General features: G+C 48.8%; 27 protein-coding genes and 1 pseudogene. 22 read left to right on the forward strand and 6 right to left on the reverse strand.

Features of this window, described 5'->3' with window-relative positions:
* Positions 1 to 56 precede the first annotated feature (56 nt).
* From ACZ50P_RS05125 to ACZ50P_RS05200, 16 genes are all read left to right on the forward strand, one after another.
* The gene (locus tag ACZ50P_RS05125) at positions 57 to 386 is read left to right on the forward strand and encodes a DUF2190 family protein (protein WP_464133976.1); all 330 of its coding nucleotides are present in this window, start codon (positions 57 to 59) and stop codon (positions 384 to 386) included.
* Positions 387 to 397: 11 nt separating this feature from the next.
* Positions 398 to 748 carry a head-tail joining protein gene (locus tag ACZ50P_RS05130; RefSeq protein ID WP_464133978.1) on the forward strand — a complete coding sequence of 117 codons (351 nt, stop codon included), beginning with the start codon at positions 398 to 400 and terminating at the stop codon, positions 746 to 748.
* The gene (locus ACZ50P_RS05135) at positions 741 to 1,169 is read left to right on the forward strand and encodes a hypothetical protein (RefSeq protein WP_464133980.1); all 429 of its coding nucleotides are present in this window, start codon (positions 741 to 743) and stop codon (positions 1,167 to 1,169) included. Before ACZ50P_RS05130 ends, ACZ50P_RS05135 begins: the two co-directional genes overlap by 8 nt.
* Positions 1,170 to 1,187: 18 nt before the next feature.
* On the forward strand, positions 1,188 to 2,150 hold the full coding sequence (locus ACZ50P_RS05140) for a hypothetical protein (RefSeq protein WP_464133982.1): 963 nt from the start codon (positions 1,188 to 1,190) through the stop codon (positions 2,148 to 2,150).
* Positions 2,151 to 2,163: 13 nt separating this feature from the next.
* Positions 2,164 to 2,442: a hypothetical protein gene (locus ACZ50P_RS05145; RefSeq protein WP_464133984.1), complete on the forward strand. Its 279-nt coding sequence runs from the start codon at positions 2,164 to 2,166 to the stop codon at positions 2,440 to 2,442.
* Between the two features lie 295 nt (positions 2,443 to 2,737).
* Positions 2,738 to 4,828, forward strand: coding sequence for a hypothetical protein (locus ACZ50P_RS05150; protein WP_464133987.1), 2,091 nt, complete (start codon positions 2,738 to 2,740; stop codon positions 4,826 to 4,828).
* A 122-nt stretch (positions 4,829 to 4,950) separates the two neighbouring features.
* A complete protein-coding gene (locus tag ACZ50P_RS05155; protein ID WP_464133989.1) occupies positions 4,951 to 5,625 on the forward strand; it encodes a hypothetical protein in 675 nt (224 codons plus the stop codon).
* Complete coding sequence (locus ACZ50P_RS05160; protein ID WP_464133990.1) at positions 5,609 to 6,550, forward strand: hypothetical protein; 942 nt, start codon at positions 5,609 to 5,611, stop codon at positions 6,548 to 6,550. The genes ACZ50P_RS05155 and ACZ50P_RS05160 overlap by 17 nt, the downstream gene beginning before the upstream one ends.
* An 8-nt stretch (positions 6,551 to 6,558) precedes the next feature.
* The gene (locus tag ACZ50P_RS05165) at positions 6,559 to 8,802 is read left to right on the forward strand and encodes a hypothetical protein (RefSeq protein WP_464133992.1); all 2,244 of its coding nucleotides are present in this window, start codon (positions 6,559 to 6,561) and stop codon (positions 8,800 to 8,802) included.
* A 9-nt stretch (positions 8,803 to 8,811) separates the two neighbouring features.
* Positions 8,812 to 9,084, forward strand: coding sequence for a hypothetical protein (locus ACZ50P_RS05170; protein WP_464133994.1), 273 nt, complete (start codon positions 8,812 to 8,814; stop codon positions 9,082 to 9,084).
* 18 nt (positions 9,085 to 9,102) lie between these two features.
* Positions 9,103 to 9,621, forward strand: a complete 519-nt coding sequence (locus ACZ50P_RS05175) for a hypothetical protein (protein WP_464133996.1) — start codon at positions 9,103 to 9,105, stop codon at positions 9,619 to 9,621.
* Positions 9,622 to 9,623: 2 nt separating this feature from the next.
* On the forward strand, positions 9,624 to 9,995 hold the full coding sequence (locus ACZ50P_RS05180; RefSeq protein ID WP_464133997.1) for a hypothetical protein: 372 nt from the start codon (positions 9,624 to 9,626) through the stop codon (positions 9,993 to 9,995).
* Entirely contained in the window at positions 9,940 to 10,368 is a 429-nt protein-coding gene (locus tag ACZ50P_RS05185) for a hypothetical protein (RefSeq protein WP_464134000.1), read from the forward strand. The genes ACZ50P_RS05180 and ACZ50P_RS05185 overlap by 56 nt, the downstream gene beginning before the upstream one ends.
* Entirely contained in the window at positions 10,365 to 13,106 is a 2,742-nt protein-coding gene (locus tag ACZ50P_RS05190) for a hypothetical protein (RefSeq protein ID WP_464134001.1), read from the forward strand. Before ACZ50P_RS05185 ends, ACZ50P_RS05190 begins: the two co-directional genes overlap by 4 nt.
* A 9-nt stretch (positions 13,107 to 13,115) precedes the next feature.
* Positions 13,116 to 13,661, forward strand: coding sequence for a hypothetical protein (locus ACZ50P_RS05195; protein ID WP_464134004.1), 546 nt, complete (start codon positions 13,116 to 13,118; stop codon positions 13,659 to 13,661).
* Between the two features lie 276 nt (positions 13,662 to 13,937).
* Complete coding sequence (locus ACZ50P_RS05200; RefSeq protein ID WP_464134006.1) at positions 13,938 to 14,309, forward strand: hypothetical protein; 372 nt, start codon at positions 13,938 to 13,940, stop codon at positions 14,307 to 14,309.
* Here ACZ50P_RS05200 and ACZ50P_RS05205 read toward each other — a convergent pair.
* The 6 genes and pseudogenes from ACZ50P_RS05205 to ACZ50P_RS05230 form a co-directional block, all read right to left on the reverse strand.
* Positions 14,306 to 14,782, reverse strand: a complete 477-nt coding sequence (locus ACZ50P_RS05205; RefSeq protein WP_464134007.1) for a hypothetical protein — start codon at positions 14,780 to 14,782, stop codon at positions 14,306 to 14,308. The genes ACZ50P_RS05200 and ACZ50P_RS05205 overlap by 4 nt on opposite strands.
* Before the next feature lie 128 nt (positions 14,783 to 14,910).
* Positions 14,911 to 15,333 (reverse strand): type II toxin-antitoxin system HicB family antitoxin, encoded by a 423-nt coding sequence (locus ACZ50P_RS05210; protein ID WP_464134010.1) that lies wholly within the window; start codon positions 15,331 to 15,333, stop codon positions 14,911 to 14,913.
* Between the two features lies 1 nt (position 15,334).
* On the reverse strand, positions 15,335 to 15,565 hold the full coding sequence (locus tag ACZ50P_RS05215; protein WP_464134012.1) for a type II toxin-antitoxin system HicA family toxin: 231 nt from the start codon (positions 15,563 to 15,565) through the stop codon (positions 15,335 to 15,337).
* Positions 15,566 to 15,622: 57 nt separating this feature from the next.
* Complete coding sequence (locus tag ACZ50P_RS05220; RefSeq protein ID WP_464134014.1) at positions 15,623 to 15,859, reverse strand: helix-turn-helix domain-containing protein; 237 nt, start codon at positions 15,857 to 15,859, stop codon at positions 15,623 to 15,625.
* A gap of 248 nt (positions 15,860 to 16,107) precedes the next feature.
* On the reverse strand, positions 16,108 to 16,296 hold the full coding sequence (locus ACZ50P_RS05225) for a hypothetical protein (RefSeq protein WP_464135242.1): 189 nt from the start codon (positions 16,294 to 16,296) through the stop codon (positions 16,108 to 16,110).
* A 9-nt stretch (positions 16,297 to 16,305) separates the two neighbouring features.
* Positions 16,306 to 16,494, reverse strand: a pseudogene (locus ACZ50P_RS05230) (helix-turn-helix domain-containing protein); the annotation flags it as partial.
* A gap of 99 nt (positions 16,495 to 16,593) precedes the next feature.
* Between ACZ50P_RS05230 and ACZ50P_RS05235 the strand changes: the two are divergent.
* The 6 genes from ACZ50P_RS05235 (at position 16,594) to ACZ50P_RS05260 (ending at position 19,426) form a co-directional block, all read left to right on the forward strand.
* A complete protein-coding gene (locus tag ACZ50P_RS05235; RefSeq protein WP_464134015.1) occupies positions 16,594 to 16,827 on the forward strand; it encodes a helix-turn-helix domain-containing protein in 234 nt (77 codons plus the stop codon).
* Positions 16,828 to 17,006: 179 nt separating this feature from the next.
* Positions 17,007 to 17,384, forward strand: coding sequence for a hypothetical protein (locus tag ACZ50P_RS05240; protein ID WP_464134017.1), 378 nt, complete (start codon positions 17,007 to 17,009; stop codon positions 17,382 to 17,384).
* Positions 17,377 to 17,604 carry a hypothetical protein gene (locus tag ACZ50P_RS05245; RefSeq protein WP_464134020.1) on the forward strand — a complete coding sequence of 76 codons (228 nt, stop codon included), beginning with the start codon at positions 17,377 to 17,379 and terminating at the stop codon, positions 17,602 to 17,604. Before ACZ50P_RS05240 ends, ACZ50P_RS05245 begins: the two co-directional genes overlap by 8 nt.
* 94 nt (positions 17,605 to 17,698) lie before the next feature.
* Positions 17,699 to 18,487, forward strand: a complete 789-nt coding sequence (locus ACZ50P_RS05250) for a prohibitin family protein (protein ID WP_464134022.1) — start codon at positions 17,699 to 17,701, stop codon at positions 18,485 to 18,487.
* 9 nt (positions 18,488 to 18,496) lie between these two features.
* Positions 18,497 to 18,706, forward strand: a complete 210-nt coding sequence (locus tag ACZ50P_RS05255; RefSeq protein WP_464134024.1) for a hypothetical protein — start codon at positions 18,497 to 18,499, stop codon at positions 18,704 to 18,706.
* A gap of 456 nt (positions 18,707 to 19,162) precedes the next feature.
* Positions 19,163 to 19,426, forward strand: a complete 264-nt coding sequence (locus tag ACZ50P_RS05260) for a helix-turn-helix domain-containing protein (protein WP_464134027.1) — start codon at positions 19,163 to 19,165, stop codon at positions 19,424 to 19,426.
* Positions 19,427 to 19,444 lie beyond the last annotated feature (18 nt).

Below are 19,444 nucleotides of genomic sequence, written 5' to 3' on the forward strand. Positions count from 1 at the left end.
CGGCCTCGGGTTCCGGGGCCTCTCATTTGGCTTTAACTAAATTTTAGGAGTTTATAATGAAGGCAAATTTTATCAAGGCAGGCAATCGCACTACGATTGCAGTAGCTGAGGGCGACACAGCAATCAAAGGCGGAGATGTCATCTTGAAAGGCAACAAGGTCCTTGTTGCTTGCGGTGATATCGAGCCGGGCACCCAGGGTGAGGCTTATCGCCATGGTGTTTTCAGCTTCCCAGCTGATGGAAACGTGGCACAGGGTGACCACGTTACTTTGACTGCGACAGGCATGAAGAAAGCAACACTGACAACAGCGACTGTCGATGGTGACGTGGTTCACGGTAACGCGGACCAGGCATCTGCAGACGGATTCGTTCTGGTCGAAATCTAAGGATCAGTTCGGTGGGTTTTTCTGAGCGGTATCAACGAGTCTTGGATAAATGCACGGATCCCCGAATCTTCGGGGTGAAGGCCTTGTATCTGAGCAAGGGTGCCGCCGAAGGAGCTGCGCCGGTGGAGATTTCTGGGGTTCCCAGTCGGGAGCTGCTTGAGGTCTTCAGCGGTAACGGACTTCCTTCGAAAACCCATCGAGCGCGTTTCGGCGTGAATCTCAAGAAGTTGAATGATTTGAACATCGACCCGAAGGAAGGGGACACCCTGACAATTAAGGGTGTGAATTTCACGATTCGCGATGTTGATGCAGACGGCGAAGGAGGGGCGGCATTCGTGCTGTCCAAGAAGAAGAATGAGTAACTTCAGGAAAGACCTTCGTCAGAACCTCAAAAATCACTTCATAAATGAGACTCAGGCCGAAGCGCGAGTCTTTGTCAGCAGGACAAATCCTCTAGAACATGACCAGGACTACCCTGTCCTTCTGATTTATAGCGAAAGTGAGTCCTCAGCGCCAGTCACACAATCGAGATCGATATTTGTGCGGACATACCGACTCACTCTGGAAATACGGTGTTTATCAGGATCTGAAAGCGGCGACGGCGATGGACTTGATGATTCTCTGGACGATATCGCTGCGCAGGTGGAAGCGAGAATGGCGACCTTCAAAATGCCTGGGCTGAAAGATATCGAGTACACCGGTGCGGAGACAGACCTCGATGGCGAAGGTGTTCAGGGGCTTGGATCGATGAAATTGAATTTTGACTTTAAATATATCCGCTAACCAGCAGGAGATACGACTATGAGCATGTACGATGTAACGAAAATCAAAATCCAGCGTATGAACGTAATGGTCAGCAGCAAAGTGAAGCAAAAGCAGCAGATCACCTGTAAGGCGGACGTTGCGGGATCTTCCTTTGGCAAATACTTTGTAGCCCACGATGCTGATGGTGGAAATCACGCATTCTATCTGGATGATATCGCTGTTGTTGATGAGGCCCAATTCCTTAAGCCAGCGCTACCTTCTGAAGGCTGGACAGAACACCGTGTGGCCATTGCCTCAGGTGCAAGTGGAACTGCAATTGCCACGGCAATTAAAAATGCCATGAATCTAGTTGTTGGTAAGTTTGTGGCGACAAGCACTGGCAGATTCGTTGAATACGAATTGGGAGCTCTTGGCTATGCCCATCCGGGACGTGACTCCATGGTCGCAGCCAAGAAAACAGGCTTTGGTTTCAAAGTCATTTCTCTTGGATTCTCAAGAACTTCTATCGGAGCCATCGAGGGCGATATTGAAATCGCGGGCCTTGAACAGGCGACTAAGGCGATTCAGATTCACCAAGAAGGTGAGACTGAACTTGCGAAGGTAGTGACTGGATATACAAATCCGACCCTTACCTTCAATCAGTTTGAAACGGCGAAAGAGAGTATCGAACGTGCTCTTCTTATGGTCGGTGGTCAGGGCATCCTTCCTGAATTCGAAGACTCTGAAAGTATCGTTGGTTACGGTCCGACTCTGTTGGGTGCTCAGAAGCCTCAGTTTAGAGTGGAACTAGTTCCAGCAGGTCCAGATGTGGATGAGACTGATAAGAGTGGCTGGTGGACAATCTGGAAAGCTGACTTCAACCTTGAGAAGTTTATGTTCGGCCGTACGGAATTCTCCACGATTCCAATGACTGCAACCATGTATCCAGAAAAATCTTTGCCACCGGCGGTTCAATTCTTTGCGCCAGGCGATGTAAGCAAGCTGGAACCAGCGGCATAAGGTGGAGTGATATATGTCTTATGAGTTGGACCTGAGTTTCAAGAAAACTATGAAGATCAAGTTGGCGGGGGGCGAACATTCGGTTCGCTTTCCGACCTGCGACGAGGCAGATGACTTTGAGGAAAAGCTCAACATCATGCTATCGGATAAGACAAAAACCTCAAAAGATATGCGTGCATTGATGTGCGCCTATCTTGCGGAGCTTGGTCTTCCGGAGACTGTAACGAGGAAGCTGGACATGATCGACTTCAAAGAGTTGATCGCCTTCGTTAACAACCCAAAAAAAAAGTAACACAGAAGGCTTTACGTAAAGCCATTGTCTGTGAGTTTTATAAACTTTCGCCGCGCGAGTATGAGCGGCTGGATATAGCAACTCGGGATGAATTTTGGGAGGCCATCACGATAATCGAGGCGCGGAGATCACTCAATGCTTTGACCATAGCGATGGCCCCCTACATGAAGGCAGATGCTTATGAGAAGGTTCATCGGGCGTATCACAAACAGGCTTACCCCGATATTTACGAAAGGGCCACTCAGTATCTGACTATGGAACAGATCCAAAAGCGTCTCGCGAATCGAGGGTAACTATGGCAGACAATGAAGACGATATCATAGTTAAGTTGGTGGTGGACGAGAAGGACGTTGACGAGTCCTTCGCCCGTATCGAACGCAAAGCCAAGAATACTGAAAAGAAGACCAAGCCCATTAAACTATTTGATTTCGAGAAGATCCGCGAGGAAGGGATGTCCAGTCTTGACGATATCACTGGAAACCTTGGCAAGATGGGGCTTGTTGCAGCTGCAGTCGGTGGAGCCATTTTTGGAGCAAAGAAGGCCTTTGATTTTGCTATTCAGGGGGAACAGATCAATGCGATCAACTCACAGTTTGTGAATCTGGCAACGAATGCTGGCATTGTTCCGGAGAAGCTTCGAGCTGGTTTGGAAAGATCCAACAATGGACTTTCCAGCATGGAAAGTATCCTTCGAACTACAAACAGTGCGATGATCAATCTCGGGTCTTCCGCAGAAAGACTTCCCGAGGTCCTGGATCTTGCCCGCAAAGTAACGTCCGTTATGGGTGGCGACATCCAGACCCGATATGAAGGTATCGTTTCAGCAATTGAATCCGGCAACGCCAGGGCATTGAAAGCCCAGGGCATCTATGTTGATATAGACAAGGCCCTTCGCAATTATGCAAAGACACTGGGTCTGAATACTTCGGAACTCAACGAAAGCCAAAAGCAACAGGCAGTTCTGAACGCGACCCTTACAGAGGGGGCCGAAAAGTTCAAGGACGTTCAGACCTCAGTACAGCCGATCAAGGATATTACTGCCCAGATTTCAAGCAACATGAGTCAGGTGGTGGACAATATTCGCACCGCCATTGCCGAATCAACGACCTTCAGAAGCGTTCTTGAGGGGGCAAAGTTCTTCACGACAGTCATGGCAAAAGGGGTCGGCGAAGCAATGAAGGTCAATGTAAGTGATCAATTGGCGAAGCTTGTGGCCGAACGAGCTGAAATCCAAAAGCAACTGGATAAGGTCGGGAATGGCAATGACGGCTATTGGAACTTTGGGAGCCTTCAATCCCGACTGGCCGTGCTGAACAGCCAGATCAAGGCACTTGGTGGAACAACTGAGGAAACCAGCAATGTAATTCTATTTTCAAACGCAAAGGCGGCAGCTTCAGAAAAGGCAGCGGAAAATGCTTTGAAAGGACGAAGAGATGCAGCTCAGGAAGCGCTTTTTCAATCCCGCCGATTGGCAGTTGAGACCGCAAAGATTCAGAACGACATGATGACCAATACTTCAGAAATTGCCAAGACCGCTCTGATTAAAAATGAGTGGGATCGCAGAAGTAAGTTGCTGGAGCTGTATCACCAGCGCAGCCAGACTATTGAGGCAGAACAGGCAAACCGCCTTCGCGAGTTGGAACTTCAACGTCAGGGTGGCGCGATTCAGACAACAGAAGAGTACGAGGCAAGAAAGCTTGCCATCGTCACTCAATATGCTGGAGCAATTCAGACCCTGCAGCTTCAACAAACGCAGGCCATGATGGAGTATACCGCCACAGCCTCAGAAGGGATTTCAGCCTTCGATGCGACCTTCGCTGGATTCGGTGAAATTCTTGATGGAGCCAAAGGCGCAGCAAAGGATTTCGCCCTTAATGCCGCCGGCAACTTCCGGAATATGGGAAAGCAGATGTTCCAGTCGATCGGAAGCGGGGCCGCGCAAGCGTTCTCGGCTTTCGGGACAGCGCTGATTAACGGCGAAAACTCCCTGGAGGCCTTCGGCAATGCATTGCTATCGCAGATGGGGCAAATGGCGGTTCAGCTTGGAACCCAGTTCATCTTGCAGGGGGCTGCATATATGTGGGCAGGTATGCCCAACGGTCCGGCCCTGATGGCTGCCGGTGCTGCACTTGCTGCATTCGGTGGGATTCTTTCTGGTGTGGCAGCGCAAGGGCAAGGCAGCTCATCAGGTGGGGGGGTTAAGAATGATCCGGCCACCGCCAATGCTGTCGAGCCAGAAAAGATGGAGCGCAAGGCGCCGGAAACAAACATCAGCGTGATTGTTCAGGGTGACGTATTTGATTCCGAAGGAACGGGGCTCCGCATCGCAGATATTATCAACACTCAATTCAGCCAGAATGGCGTCAAGATCGTTGGGGTAACGTAATGGCTTTGGGTGGACACTCTGTATTTTACTATGGATTTTTCGTGGATGGGACCTGCGACCGACTAGATTTTCAAGAGGGCGAAGTTTCTTTGCAAGCAGTTTTGACCCACGGGACATACACAATGGCTGGCTATATCGCGGAAGTCGTTCTGAAAATGAATGCGGTCGGTGGTCAGGAGTATTCATTGTCTGTCAGTCGATTAGACAGGAAGCCGGTCATCAGTGCAGCGAATCCGTTTAAGCTTTTGTGTAGCTCCGGGGCCGGGCAGTACGCGTCAGCGTTTCCGGTTTTGGGTTTCGATACCGAGGAAGATCTTGAGGGAGCTAATTCTTATATTGGTCAAAATGGATGCGGAAAAGAATACCGGGTTCAGTTCCCCTTACAGTCGTATGTTCCCTCTGTGAACAATAAAAAAGCAGTAAACGGAACCAAAAAGAAGACTGCAACGGGGAGAATTGAAGCGGCTCGGTATGGAAGCGAAAGTTTCATGGAGTGTGAGATGCTCTTCATAACCGACATTCCCCAGCCAGCGGGTTCGATTATCAGAAGCAAGGGTGAAGGGTTGCGTGAGGTCCGGGAGTTTCTGGAATACGCAATAACGTTTGGTGAAGTTGAGTTTATGGAAGATGAAAACAATCCAGACGAGTTTGAGGTCCTTGTGTTGGAGTCCACCGAGGCGGACCCAGCAGGAATGGCCTATAAACTTCGGGAGGAATACGACCAGTCACTGCCAGGTTACTATGCGACCGGAAAGTTGACTTGGTTATCGAGGGAGCGTCATGTCGATACCATTTAGACAGCCAGCCACATCCTCTGGAGTGAACGCGAAACTGATGTCTCGAACACAGGACACATCCACAAAAGGGCGTGTTGATTTCGAGAATACTGAAAATTCCTCTAGCGATACCACGGGAGCTGTTCGCGTTGCAGGCGGCATAGGGATCGCCAAAGACCTCTATGTAAAAGGAAAATCAATTTTAAATGGCTTCGTTGAGATATGGAAAGGGTTGGTTTTTGGAGTTGAGATCAACACTGTCTTGACAGGTGCAGATGCGATTCTAGGCGATTATGAAAAGTCTGTGATCGTCCTAAAAAATGCAGGATTGCTTTCACTCGCTGGCATCGGAAACGGGGCCGACGGCAAGCTGCTGTTCATAGTAAATCGAACCGGGAACATTCTTGTTTTGAAGAACAATGCGGAAATCGATACCGGGACCGGAGGGAACGTTGGAGTAAAGAGTGGTGGAATGCTTATTCTTATGCGTATTGGAGATGACTCCAGGTGGCGCATGGTCAGTGGTGGAGGCGGTGGAGTTCCTGAGGGCGGCCTTGCAGGTCAGGTTCTTATTAAGAATTCGGCAACCGATGGGGATGTGGGGTGGGTGCATCCGGATGTATCCCATCACTTTGGAACGAAGCTTGATCTGGAAGATAATGGTCAGATTCCAATACATCCTACGGCGAAGCTTCAAACTTGGCGTATCCGCGGGTCATCAACTCCGGTACGAGTCAATATCCAACCGTTTTCACAACCGGGAATTGATGGAATGGAAATTACGCTGGTTTGTGATCATTCAAACTTTGGAGTCACGATCCCAGGTGGCGATGGTGGGGCCCAGGAGATTGCTGGAGTTGACTGTTTCTTAAATAGCTTCGCACAAAGTGTAACTTATAGATATGCAACTGACATCGGTTGGTTCAAGAAATGCGCTTCAAATTAGGGGATCTTATGAATAGATTTATCGGTTACATGTTTCTGATCTTGCTTACATGCATTTCAGCACACGGTGTAGATCAGATGAAAAGCACAGTTGTTAAAGCGGATACAGTTTCTGGTTCGGCCACGGATGAAAACTACTGGAAATCGGGCGATGCTGAAACTGATATTGCTGGCGTTTCAGTTTACAATGACGGTGCGGGCGCTACCAAGCCGGTGGACTGCACCGGTGGAACTTCGAGCCTATCAGTGTCTCGCTTTACTCATTCTACGAATCCACTAGATCCAAAACCTCTGTATGCCAAATATACGTGGATGATTAATAAGTCCGCAGCAAACGCACAGGGACAAGGCGTCGCTTTCGAGTTCGACGTGGACAATGGCGTTGCTGGTGTTCAGATGATGGACTTGTTGTTTGAGTACATTGTCGGCTCCGGCACGTTTGCTGCTGGATCTGATACGACTAATTCTGATTTGATGGTCTACGTTTATGACGTGACCGCTGGACAGTTGATTGAACCAAAGGGTGGTTCAAAGCTTTACACAAGTTCGACGACACTTAAAGGCGATTATCGCGGATGGTTCCAATCAACTTTGGGATCTAAGAAATATCGCGTGTGTTTGCATCAAGCTACAACATCTGCTTCTGCATACACTTTAAAAGTTGACGCTGGAAAAGTACAGAAGAGTATTAATACATTGAACAATTTCACAAAAGAACCGACTGTAAGAAGACTTACTTCTGGATCTGGTACATATACAACACCTCCTGGCGTAAAATACTTAATTGTTGAGATGGTTGGAGGAGGATCTGGAGGTTCTGGTTCCTCATCAACAACAGCAAATAATGGGGGCATAGGTGGTACAGGTGGAACTACGACTTTTGGAAGCTCATTACTTATTGCTACCGGAGGTTCTGGTTCGGGAACCTATTCTGGAAATGGTATAGGAGGAGTTGCTACCGTCAATTCTCCCGCTATCTCCATAGTTCAATTAAACGGAGCATCCGGAAATGCAGGAGTTTATAATAGTTCTACAACTAATCCTATTCTATTTGGTAGTGCTGGGGCAGCAACTCCCCTTGGTGGAGCAGGTTCGCAAACGGAACCTTTAACGGCAGGTAAAAATGCTGTAGCCAATACAGGTTCTGGTGGTGGTGGCGCTGCTGGAAATGGATCTTTTCCTAGCGTAACAGGATCTGGTGGATCGGCTGGTGCTTATATTAAAGCACAAATAAACTCACCAAGTTTAACATATGCTTATGCTGTGGGCGCGGGTGGTACTGGAGGTACGGCAGGAACATCTGGATACGCTGGCGGCGCTGGTGGTTCTGGTGTGATTATTATTACAGAATACTATTCCGAACCAGCGAGGATGTCGGATTTATATAGCGGTCAGAATATAGGGGCATTTATTGTTGGTGGTGGAACCGGGGTTACTGGAGTTGGTTCAACAAAAACTAAAATCACTGGAATGAACGCACCTGTTGATACTGTCGGAATGTGGGATTCAACAAATCAACAACTTATAATCAAAGCTACAAGAAATTATAGAATTGACTACGGTTTACGTTGCGAGTCCATGACAGATGCAGCATCTTTTTGTCAGGGACAACTTTATGTAAATGGAACTGGTAACGGAAATTCTATTGCGCAGGCAACAACGATAGCTCTGGGAAAAGAAATTTTCCCCGTACATTCTGTTATTCTACCTTTAAAAGCTGGCGACATTCTTGATCTAAGAGGATCAATTAGTTCAGGTACAGCAACCCTTGGTCGATTTGTAAGCACTTACATTAGAATAACTGAAGACTCCGGCACCCCATTAATGTCCCCTTTGGTGACTATCGCTGCAAGGGCGACTCAATCTTCGGCGCAATCAATACCAAACGCAACGCCAACAAAGATCACCTTTAATGCTGAGACTTATGACTACACTGGATGGCTGAACCATACATCTGGTACGTTCACCGCAACAGCTCCAGTTATTTGTAGCGTTGATGCTTCGATAGAGTTCTCAAGTGGTACAGTGCACACAAAAACTCTAATGCTGTATAAAAATGGGTCTCAATACTCTAGGTCCACAAAGGTACAGTTTGCCGGGACGGCAGCTTCAGAGTCAGTTCTCCTATCAGATGAGGTTCAACTGAACGCAGGGGAAACTCTGGAGTTGTACTTAAGTCAGAACACCGGAGCAGCGGCGACGCTTGCCGCCAGTGCATCGGCAAACTACTTCACCGTATCTTGTAGGCAATAAGGAGCTTTTATGGCCGACGTTGTTCTTAAACCAAGGGAAGTTATAGGATTTGGAATTACGATCGCTTCGGTAACTGCCGGCGTCGTTCTTTGGTCCACAAACACTTTCCAATCCAAAGAGTCCGCCGGGAAGTTCGAGCGGGACACTGCGGCAACTCACAGCCGTTTGGAAAAACGCATGGATACTTACGAAAACGAACAAAAGGCGATCCGCACAGAGATCGGTGGAATTCGGGCCGACACGAGTTACATCCGCGGCCGTCTGGAGCCAAAAATAAAATAAAACCATGGGAGGTTTTAAATGAAGAAGGTATTGATTCTAACAACAGTTTTGCTTTCCTGTACTATGCTGACCACCCCTGCATTTGCGACAGAAGAGATCGTAGCTCCTGCAAAGATCGAAGCAACTGCGACTATCGGCATGCCAGAGACAACTCCGGTTTTCCCGGCTGACCCGGAAGTTATTCCTGAAGTTTCCAATGATGGATTCATTTCCTCAGCTGTGAAAACCGTCGGGGCATTGATTACCGAAGTCGGAACCAAAGAAGGCTGGGCCAAGACGATTGCGATCGCACTTGCAGTCTTGCAGTTGTTCTATAAGTTTCTCGGCACTCCGATGGCTGCTGGTCTTTGGGGCAAGCTGGCTCCGAACCAAAGATTCATCACGGTGGCCATCACGTCCTTTGCGACGTTCTTGCTGACCCAGCTATCCATGGGGGTAAGTTTCGCGGCGGCGGCGCTGTCTTCTGTGTTCCTGATCGCGGTGGTGGACTACTTCCGCAAGTATTACGAGCGCTTTGTTGAAGTCAAAAAGGCGTAACTATGACTGAAGTCTCCGACAAGGCCATGGACCTTTTCAAGGATCTCGTTTGGGATTCCTTGGTGAAGGCTGCCATAACAAGGATGTTCGTCGCAATGCCGGCGCTGGCTTGGGGGCCTTTCGGAGTCTTTGTCACTTGGGTTGTAACCAAATTTGCTGATCGCCTCTATGAGCATGCGCGTGAATACGTGGCCCTTGAGACGATTGCCTTCAAAAATAAGCAGCTCGAAAAGGAGTTTGATCGTCGGCTGGTCATGCTCCGAATTATCGAGCGTGAATCTGGCCTCGGTTCGGAGGCCTTCAAAAAGGGCAGGGAAGATGCGAAGAAAGCTTTGTCTGACGTTGTTCGTTACGATGTTGCTCGCGCAGCTTAGCTGTACGACAGTTCCTGTTCCAAACACCAGGGTAGTTACAGTCGCCGGCAGATTGAGTGCCGGTGCGATCTGGGCCAATACGCTGGATCCGAGTACTGGAGACATGACTCTAGAAGAGTTTATTGAGTTCCTTGAGCCTCAAGAAGAAGTGCGAAGCTCCGACGGGACTATAATTCAGGAAGCCCGCGGAGGTGCTCTTTGCCTTAGCGCAGAAGATCTGAACAAACAAAAGACCGCATTGGAAAAGGCCTGCCGGAAGTTGGGGCGCGGTTGCACATATGAGATGAAGAAGCTTATCAAGGAAGCGACCGGCTCTGTTGATGGTCTTCAAGATCGTTCTGCCATTGAATTTGAGAAGATGAGATTGCAATGAGTGAGCTGACAGCCAAAGCAAAAATGATGATCAATAAGACCGTCCTTGAGCCTCAAGTGATCCTTGAGATTGAAGGATTGCCATTATTCTCAGTGACTGAGGTTTGGAAGATTCCACGCTTCGATGACCCTGGTCTGAATTTCGATGATCCAGATTTCCGTTTCGATGATGTGATGGCGGATAAGACTGCCCACCAACTGATCGACCTTACGCAGTCAACTCAGGTGATCACTCAGCAGCTATTCCAGGACAAGGGGATCGCCGGCTCCGTGACTACCATGACAATCTCCCTGGTGGACAAGGCCGGACTTCTGACCAAGATCATTTCGCCTGGGCTCGTTGTGGACGATATTTTGTCCCGTCGTGCAATCGTCTATATGAACTTTGGGAAAGGAGCTCACCCAGAGGATTCTATTCCAATCCTATTTGGCGTCGTTGATACCATCGATGCTGGTAATTTGGACATCAAACTGAAAGTGTCTCACCCCGAGGGACTGAAGCGTCAGGATATTTTTACGAAGATTCAGGCCGCTTTAGCCTCTCGTTTGCGATATCGTTCGAAACAAATCAATGGCGTGGATTACCAAACTCAAGACGCTGTTGTTGGTAACGTCACAGTTAGTATTGTATCTGGCGGCACAAAGGGCAGTGAAACAGTCACGGTAGTTGGGAATGCCATCACTATAAGCGCCAACACGACTGCATCGAATCCAGCTGACCGAAGTACGGCATCTGGAATTGTTTCGGCAATAAAAAAATCTCAAGCGGCAGTGAATTTGGTTTCTGTCTCGACTGTGGAAAATCAGGATGCAACTCCTCAGGCGGCATTTGGCGCGACCACCCTGGACTCCAGCACGACCATCACTCTGGATGTTGTGGACGGGATGCTTTTACCCTCGGAAGACGGAACCTTTAGAACCTATGTGAGAATCGAAGATGAGATAATCCAGTACACTGGTATCACAGATACAACTTTGACCGGCCTTACCCGCGGCTGTTTCGGGACAATACCCCGCACCTATGAGATAGGGGATGACTGCGAAACCTACTATCGAATCAATGGGAGCATGAAGGATCTGGCTTTAAAGATGATGCTTTCCCGCGGGCGCCCGATCCAGAATATCCCGGCATACAGTGTTCTTTACATCGATGCCGAAACCCAGGTCCCAAATTCAATTATTTTTTCCAATGTCGATATTCGAAAGAAGTACGGCGTTACGGTCGGCGACTTCATAAAAAGCGAAGCTTCAGCGGTTGCCGCCAATAATTTCGCATGGCGCAAGATCACTGGTCTGGAAATCAACGAGCTTGGAAGTCACGTCCTTGTGGATGGAGCGCCCTTGGAGGTCGAACAGACCACGCAGGCTATGATATCGTTCAAATCTAAGTATGATGTCTGGCCAGATGGCCTCGCCATGCAGCTGGATCAGGTGGACGTTGAAAAACACGAGGAGCTGGTGGATCTGTTTCCATCGACTTTCTTCGACTATGATTTTTACCTGGAAGACACGATCAAAGGGGATCAGTTCATCGAGTCCCAGATCTATCGCCCATCGTGCTGCTTCGGATTGCCGCGCGCGGGCCGCGCCTCTTTAGGGATGACGATGCCCCCACTGGCCCAAGAGAACACCCTGACGTTGGATGAGAACAATATCATCGATCCGGACAAGATCCGCATCCAGCGTTCGTACAACGAAAACTTCTATAACTCAGTGATCTATAAGTACGAGAAGGACGCAATTGAAGACAAGCTGACCCGTGGGGTCCCGGTCTTGTCGGCCGCTTCTTTTGACCGGGTGAAGAACGTCCGGAACCTTCCGATGGTCATCGAGGCCCAAGGGGTCAGGGATTCCGCGGATACGCGCGAGAAGATTCAGATCAACTCAAAACGTCTTTTGGACCGCTATCAGTTCGGCGCTGAAAAGATTGCCGAGGTCGAGATCCTTTATAAGGACTCTCTGCAGATCGAGGTGGGGAATACCGTCATCTTTGGCTCGGATGCCTTACGGGTATCGGACTCCACAAATGGAACCCGCCGATTCCGACCCCGCGTGATGGAGGTCGTGAACATTCGCAAGAACGTCTATCAGTGTCGCGCTTATGTGACGTTGTTGAATACGGCCTACGAAGCCGACGGGAAGTTCGGGGTTATCTCCCCGGCAAGTCTTATTGGACCAGGGGCCACGACGTCCAGACTTCCACTTGTTCAGAGCTTTGGGACTGAGCCGCTTTGGCAGGAAAACTATAAGTGGAAAAACTATGTGGGGCAAAAGGTTCTGATTCGCACCGAGGACTGGAGTCAAACTTATGACACCACCTTCAGGGGCTTTGATCAAACGAACCCGAACTTGATGATCGTGAACCCGGCATTGCCGGTCGCGCCTGGTGAGGACTGGGTTGTTGAGACTCCCCCGTATCCAGATGAGTCTCCGGAAGATGGTGCACTTTGGAAGTCCATGCACGTGTTCTTTGATCCTCAGGTTGAGGTTGTGGCCAGTGCTGCACTCAATCAGATCGAGGTCAGCCCCGACGACATAGACAAGTTCCGAGTGGGTTGCCCCGTGGAGATCCACAACGATGACTATACGCTATGGACTGGGGACACGACCATCACGGTCAAAGAGATCACGGGGAATGTTCTGACATTGAGTCGCAGCGTCGATTTCAGCGTGAGCCCGGGACATATGATTGAATTAATTGGATTCAGGGACGGGGGAGCCCCGTACAGAATGTTATAGGAGTTTAGGATGACTGCTGTTGAACCAGGTCGAAAGATTTTGCACAAGGAAGCTTTGAGATACCGAGGGGCTGTCAGCCAAGCTCTTCTATATACCCTTGCGGCCATTTGTAACTTCTTGGCTCTAAGACACATCGAACGAAAACAGTTCAATATCAACTCCGTATATGGGGCTGGTGTAATAGGTGCTTTCCCGCTCCTTGCAATTGATGGGTATGAGCCTTTGGAGTTTGATTCTGAGATTGTCAACATTTGGGTGTTCAATCGAAATGGTGGCACCGGTGGAACGACAGAATTTGACATCAAATGGAAGGCGCATGGTAGCGCCGTTTGGGAGTCGATCTTTTCCGGGGTTGGGGGAGTGACGCCAAAAATTACATCAGCCGCTGCGAGCCATCAGGGGTGTGGGATTGGCGACACGGTGCCAGGGTTTACGGCTCCAGTTCCTGTGAAGACAACCTTCAACGCCAAAGACTGCCTACGGGTGGATCTTCTCTCGGCGATGACAGGGAATCCCAACGGAGCCTATGTCGTCGTTACGTACAGACCGAGGTAAATGTATGGCAAGTTTTTTTGTTCCGTTTAAAGGTCAGCAAACCAAAAACGCAAATAGCGGTGTAGCGGCTCACACTTGTGCGGCAAATAGATATGCGATTTGCTCGGTGGTTACGAGTTCTAACGCAAACGGGACTATCGTAATGTCCGGTGGATTCGCGGCCCCTGCACGAACTGGCATGACATTTTTTATTGGACCTGGTGAAACTGCTACGCCAAGTGGGGCGAACGTACAAATTATCGTTCGTGAGTTCGCTACATCCAACGTGGGGTAACAATGGGCACTGGTGGATTACTATATCTTGGGCGCACAAAAACAACCTATTCCAATAAGACCGGCTCCCAAACTATTCAAACCGGCGTCGTTCCACTTGACCGATATTACCTTGTCTATGTTCATCTGATTACGGTTAATTACACTGGACCGATGGAGTTTGTTGAGGGCATCTTCGGCTATAAAATCACCACTCCATACGGAGAATCATCAGATACTGAAATCATCAATGGCGGGGTTACGACCGCAAGCTTGCGGTCTGGTCTAATTGTTGTTGGGCCGGGCGAAACATATTCGGTCAGCACTACCGCAACAGGCTTCATGATTAATTCAATGGCAGTTTATGTTGAGGAATTTGCGGCTCAAACCTATTAAGGTGAGCATCGCGCTACGGTAGAGTTCACCACATCGATAGATGACAGAATGGCATCCAAAGCATTCGCGGTAACTCCGGTGAAAAGCACACTTCCCGCCAATGGGGAGATCTCCGGAAGAATTGATTTGTCAGCCAGCAGACCAGAATCAGTGAACGGGTAGGCATATAAGTCACCGCCCGAGCTCTCAGCTACAAATTCAGCAATGTCTGTTCCTGGGGTCGTGTAAGGGTGACAGGAAGAATGCAACTCATCCAGAGTCGTCATGCCGCCGCTATTTGTAATTTGGAATGAGAAATACTCGAACCGACCAGCCGGGTTCATTTTGAGAACATAGTATTTCTTCATGGCGGGGGAAATTTCTTCGCTTGCTAGATAGGTGATGACATCGGAAGATCTCCCAACGCCATCACCGGATTTAGAGCAAGCAGTAAACGTGAGTGCTGTCATTATAATCAAAAACGCTTTTCTCATGTCAACTCCTATCGGTTTGTTTGCAATAAACTTGAGACCGTTTTGGTGACGTACATGAGTCTAAATGAGTTTCTGCTGCCTGCTGTAGTTTATCTAAGGCCGTCATAAGACAGGGAAGCCATTAGGGACTAGCTGGAAACTTTCATTAGCGTGAGGACCGGCTCGTTTTCTGTGTCGATTGCCTTTAGGATTCTAAAGAACTTTTCAACAGAAGGCTGGACCTGACCCTTTTCGTATCGAACGTATCCAGTGGGGGATGATTCGCCTATTAGCTTTGCGACGTCTACGGTGGTCAGGCCCTTGGCAAGACGGCGGCGCTCGAGCGTGAAGGCCATCAGTGCCCGCGTGTCAGGGGTATCGACGATAAAGTCATGCACCCCAACGGGAATGACTGTTACTTCAAATCCCTTTTTATTCACCATCGTTTCAACAACGTCCTTCGCCATCTCGTAGGCCTCGGCTTTTGTTGCGCCTTGGGTTTGTAGATCGAGGAGCGGTATTTCTACCGCCCACCATTTTCCTGTTTTTGTGATTGCTCCTGCAACTCTCATGTTATTTACCTGCCATCTTCTTTAGGATCTTTTTTGCCAGTATCTCGTTTATCTCATTGTGTCGAGGTATTGGCTCCGTGATTGTCCCGTTTGTCCAGACCTCGTGGTTGCCACCTTCCCTTAGTTTCCACCAGCCGAGTTCCTTTGCTTTTCGCTCTAGATCACGCTTTTTCATATGACCATAATAACACATATTTGTGGTATTGCAACACATATATGTGTTATGACTCATTTTGAGATAACTATCAACCTATGGGCCTTTAGGTAGGCCCAATGGCTACTTTATTAATTAAGATCTTTTGATGGGTTTAAAGAGTTCAGAAATGTCCGATCTCAGATCGTCAGCGATTTTTTGTAGCGTGTATAAGTTCACTGAGTGGGATCCGCTTTCGATGCGTTGGATGTGTCTCAAGTTATATCCCATATCCACCATATCTTGCTGGGATAGACCACGGGCCTTTCGGAGTCTTTTGATATTTGTTCCTACTCGTGTGAGGGTCTTCTCGTATTTCTTCTCAGATGCCATTTCGTCATTCTGTCAGCAGGGTATTTATCTGCCGTCGGCATAGTTTTGCCGTCAAGGAAAGGTGCGATGGCCTCAGATATCGGTCAAATTTCATTAAACATTATAAAGTTTTAATAAACTCTGCCCGATATACAGACAAAGGTCTGTTAATAAACGCGAAGTAGTATGTATGCGGGGTGAGGATGAGCGACTGCAGCTCAAAGATGATTCTCATTGAGATTCTGAGACTTATTAATTCCCAGGACTTATCAAGTTCCTGTGGAGGACTTCTTTCCCCTAAGGGTGGCGGAGGACGTCGCCGCAAGGATCGCGTTGTTGATACCCGTCGAAGCCGCGCGAAGCTGGTCCTCATTCAGGGTGGAAAGTCGAACAAGGATCTCGCCGATTAGCTGTTCTTTGGAGGTATTGGCTGGTGAAGAAGAAAGGGTTGAGTGCATGAGGTCGTCCTGTGTGACCCCTAGCTCTGCGGCGACTAAGGGGAGTACGTCCGACTTCACTATAGATCGGCCCCCCTTCATCAGTCGATTGAAGTTTTCGTAATTAATCTTAGCATTCTTGGCTAATTGTCGCTGGGAAAGACCCTTTTGACGCATCAACCGCAAAATATTTCCAATTATGATTTCATCAATATTCACAATGACTTAATCCTACGCTTCAATACGCCAAAATGGTATTTTGTATTATGGCTAATACCCCATTGACAGTATCGTGTTTTATGGCTAATTAATTATCCCATGAGTGTCAGGCAGCATGGTTGTGAACAGCAACGATTGAAAAAACTGGTAGATAGCACTGGGAAGTCCATAGAGGACGTCGCCAGTGAAGTTGGAATTTCACATGGGCTTCTAAAACGACTGCTAAGTGGGAACTATGCGTTCGTCGTTAAGGAAGAGAACAGATCAGCGATCTGTGAATATTTTGGAGTTCCAGAGGATGTGCTTTTCCCGTTCGTTGCCGCGAATGAGTAAAGCGCTTCTTAAGATTTAACAGAATCATCCTTGCCGGGATGGTTCGATTAAGTCTCAAGGGGAGCCTCACAAGGGGATCAATACCACAAGTTAGTTTTGTTTAGTTAGGAATTCGAGGGGATTCCGACCGGTATTGTATTGTCTTCAGGGGTGTCCATGAGTTCGACAGAGGGGAATTCATGAGTAGGGCAGTCAGCTACATCGAGAAATCCATAGTGATGGAGTCCACGGTCATCGTTCGCGATGTGAACCCAGTCTTTGGGAAGCCGAACCAGCGATGCGCGACCTTGAAGCTTTTAAGTCAAGATCGCACCGGGTGGGCGTTTGTTACCTACGAGACCTCAGGTCTTTTTGTTTCCTATTCATTCCAAGATGAAATCACCGGTCATGTGGCAGAGATCCCATGGGAAACGCTGACAGAAAAACAGCAGACTTTCATTTGCGAGTGTATCTCCCAGGCGATGGAGTTTTCAAATACTCCAGTGAATCGAGTCGCGCCGAAGGTCCGCGAAGCTCTATCCAAAATAGAAAAGAAATACGGGGGCTCCAATGCCTGATCAAGATGTGGTTGCACTCGTCGTGATCATTGTTGTTGGGGCCTTCGTTTTAAGTGCGGCTGTATGCATGGGCTTCGGTGCCTTTGTTGCCGCGGGCGACCCGTATCGTGATCAAGAATTTAGCTGGGAACCAGCGCCCAGAAACCAATCAAGCAATGCTCCCGGGACTGCTGGACCCGGGGGCTCCCCAATCCAACGAGGTGCTGCGTGGGAGCAATAGTGGTGATCGTGGGCATGCTGGTCTTGGCCTACGTTTTTACGGTCTTTTTAAAGTTCATTGAAAAACGACAACAAAACCCAAGAAAGGGGAAAAAGTGAAACATCTATTGTGGCTAATTGTGGCCCTGAATTTGACGGCGTGCGGATTTGAGCAAGTGGATACTGGATACCGCGGAGTGCAAACCCGGTTCGGTGAGGTTGTGGGTGAGCCACTTCCGGAAGGACTTCATTTTTATAACCCGTTCACATCTGACATTACAGAAATCAGCGTGCGCGAAGAAAAGATCGAAGGGAAAACCTCTATCTTTACGAAGGATACTCAGCGCACGGATATCGAATATGCGGTGACGTGGTATCCGATCCAGAGTGCCGTTGGCACCCTATTTAAGGAGATCGGACGAGAGCACGAGATCGAACAAAAGATCGTGGTTCCGGTGGTCCTTGGTTCAATGAAAGATGCTATCGGCAAGGTCATCGCCGATGAGCTAAATGGGAAGCGCGAAGCTGTGACCAAATCTGCACTTGAACAGATCCGCGAAAACCTGAAGGCAAGTAATCGTCCGATCGTCATCACAGATCTGCAATTCACCAACGTGGACTTCGATGATGCCTACGAGAAGGCTGTCGAAGAAAAGGTTGTTGCAATTCAGATGGCCCAGAAAGCCAAAAATGAAACCGTTCAGATCGAAGAGACAGCGAAGCAAACAGTCCTGACAGCGAAAGCTGCAGCGGAAGCAATGAGAATCAAGTCTCAGGCACTGGCGCAGAATAAGGGTCTGGTTCAGTACGAGTTGGTTCAGAAATGGGATGGGGCTCTTCCTCAGTACATGTTCGGTAACTCAGTTCCAATGATCGATTTCAAAAGCCTGCAAAAAGCAGAGTAGGAGAAGTCCATGGGTGTGACAGTAAATTTCAAATTCAAAAATGGTCAAAAAGTTAGAGGGAAACTTACCGGCATGGAAGGGACCATCATCGACTGTGCAGTGAATATCTATACGGGCAAGAATTACTTTGTCCAAGCTCTTGCGAGCCCGGGGGAACATCCAAAGGGTTGGTGGCATCCCGAGAAGGATCTTCAGTTAGTTCCTAAGAAGAAAAAGTAAATCAATTTTTGCTGCCGCGATAATGGGCCGAGGCTCTGGCCCGAAGAGCAAGAAGCAAACGACCAAACCAGGCGCGGGTAGGATGGTCGGGCGTCAGGAGTGGCCCTTAAAAATACTCCCAGTGTCCCCGAGGTAACGGGGAGTTTGAATGAAGTGATTTGGTGCCGAGGGAGCCAGGCAAACCCCAGCGCTCTGGACTCGGATGCAGGCAGAATAGGCATCGGTAAACGGTATGTCCGGCCAGATCACTTCCTTGAGACTGAAGCGTGGAAGCTGTGGTGGGCGCTTGATGACGATGATTTATTTCATCTGATGGCGTCTTAAATGGGGTGCAACCCGACGGCCATTGGAGCACGCATAAGGCAAAAAGAAGGTGATAAAGAGTTCCGGATGTACGCCAGTCACCAAAGCAGGAGTCGCGCCCTGCCAGTCTCAAACTTCTGAAGGGGAGGAGTTATGCCATTCAATATGGGTGCATTTCTGCATGAGCAGCGGAAGAAAGCTGAGCTGTCGCAAGCTGAACTTGCCGAACGTCTTGGTTACAGCAGATCGCAGTTTATATCGAGTTGGGAACGAGGTGCTTCACTTCCACCGCCATCAGCGATCAAGGCGCTGGCTGAGGAGTTTAAAATGGATGAGGCATACCTACGCCGCCAGGTCGCTGATTTCGCCATCCAGGCGCACACAGAGGCGATCCTAAAGCGCTACGGCATCCACTAAGGGAAAGCATCTAGAGGG

This window comes from Bdellovibrio sp. CKG001 (assembly GCF_055397465.1).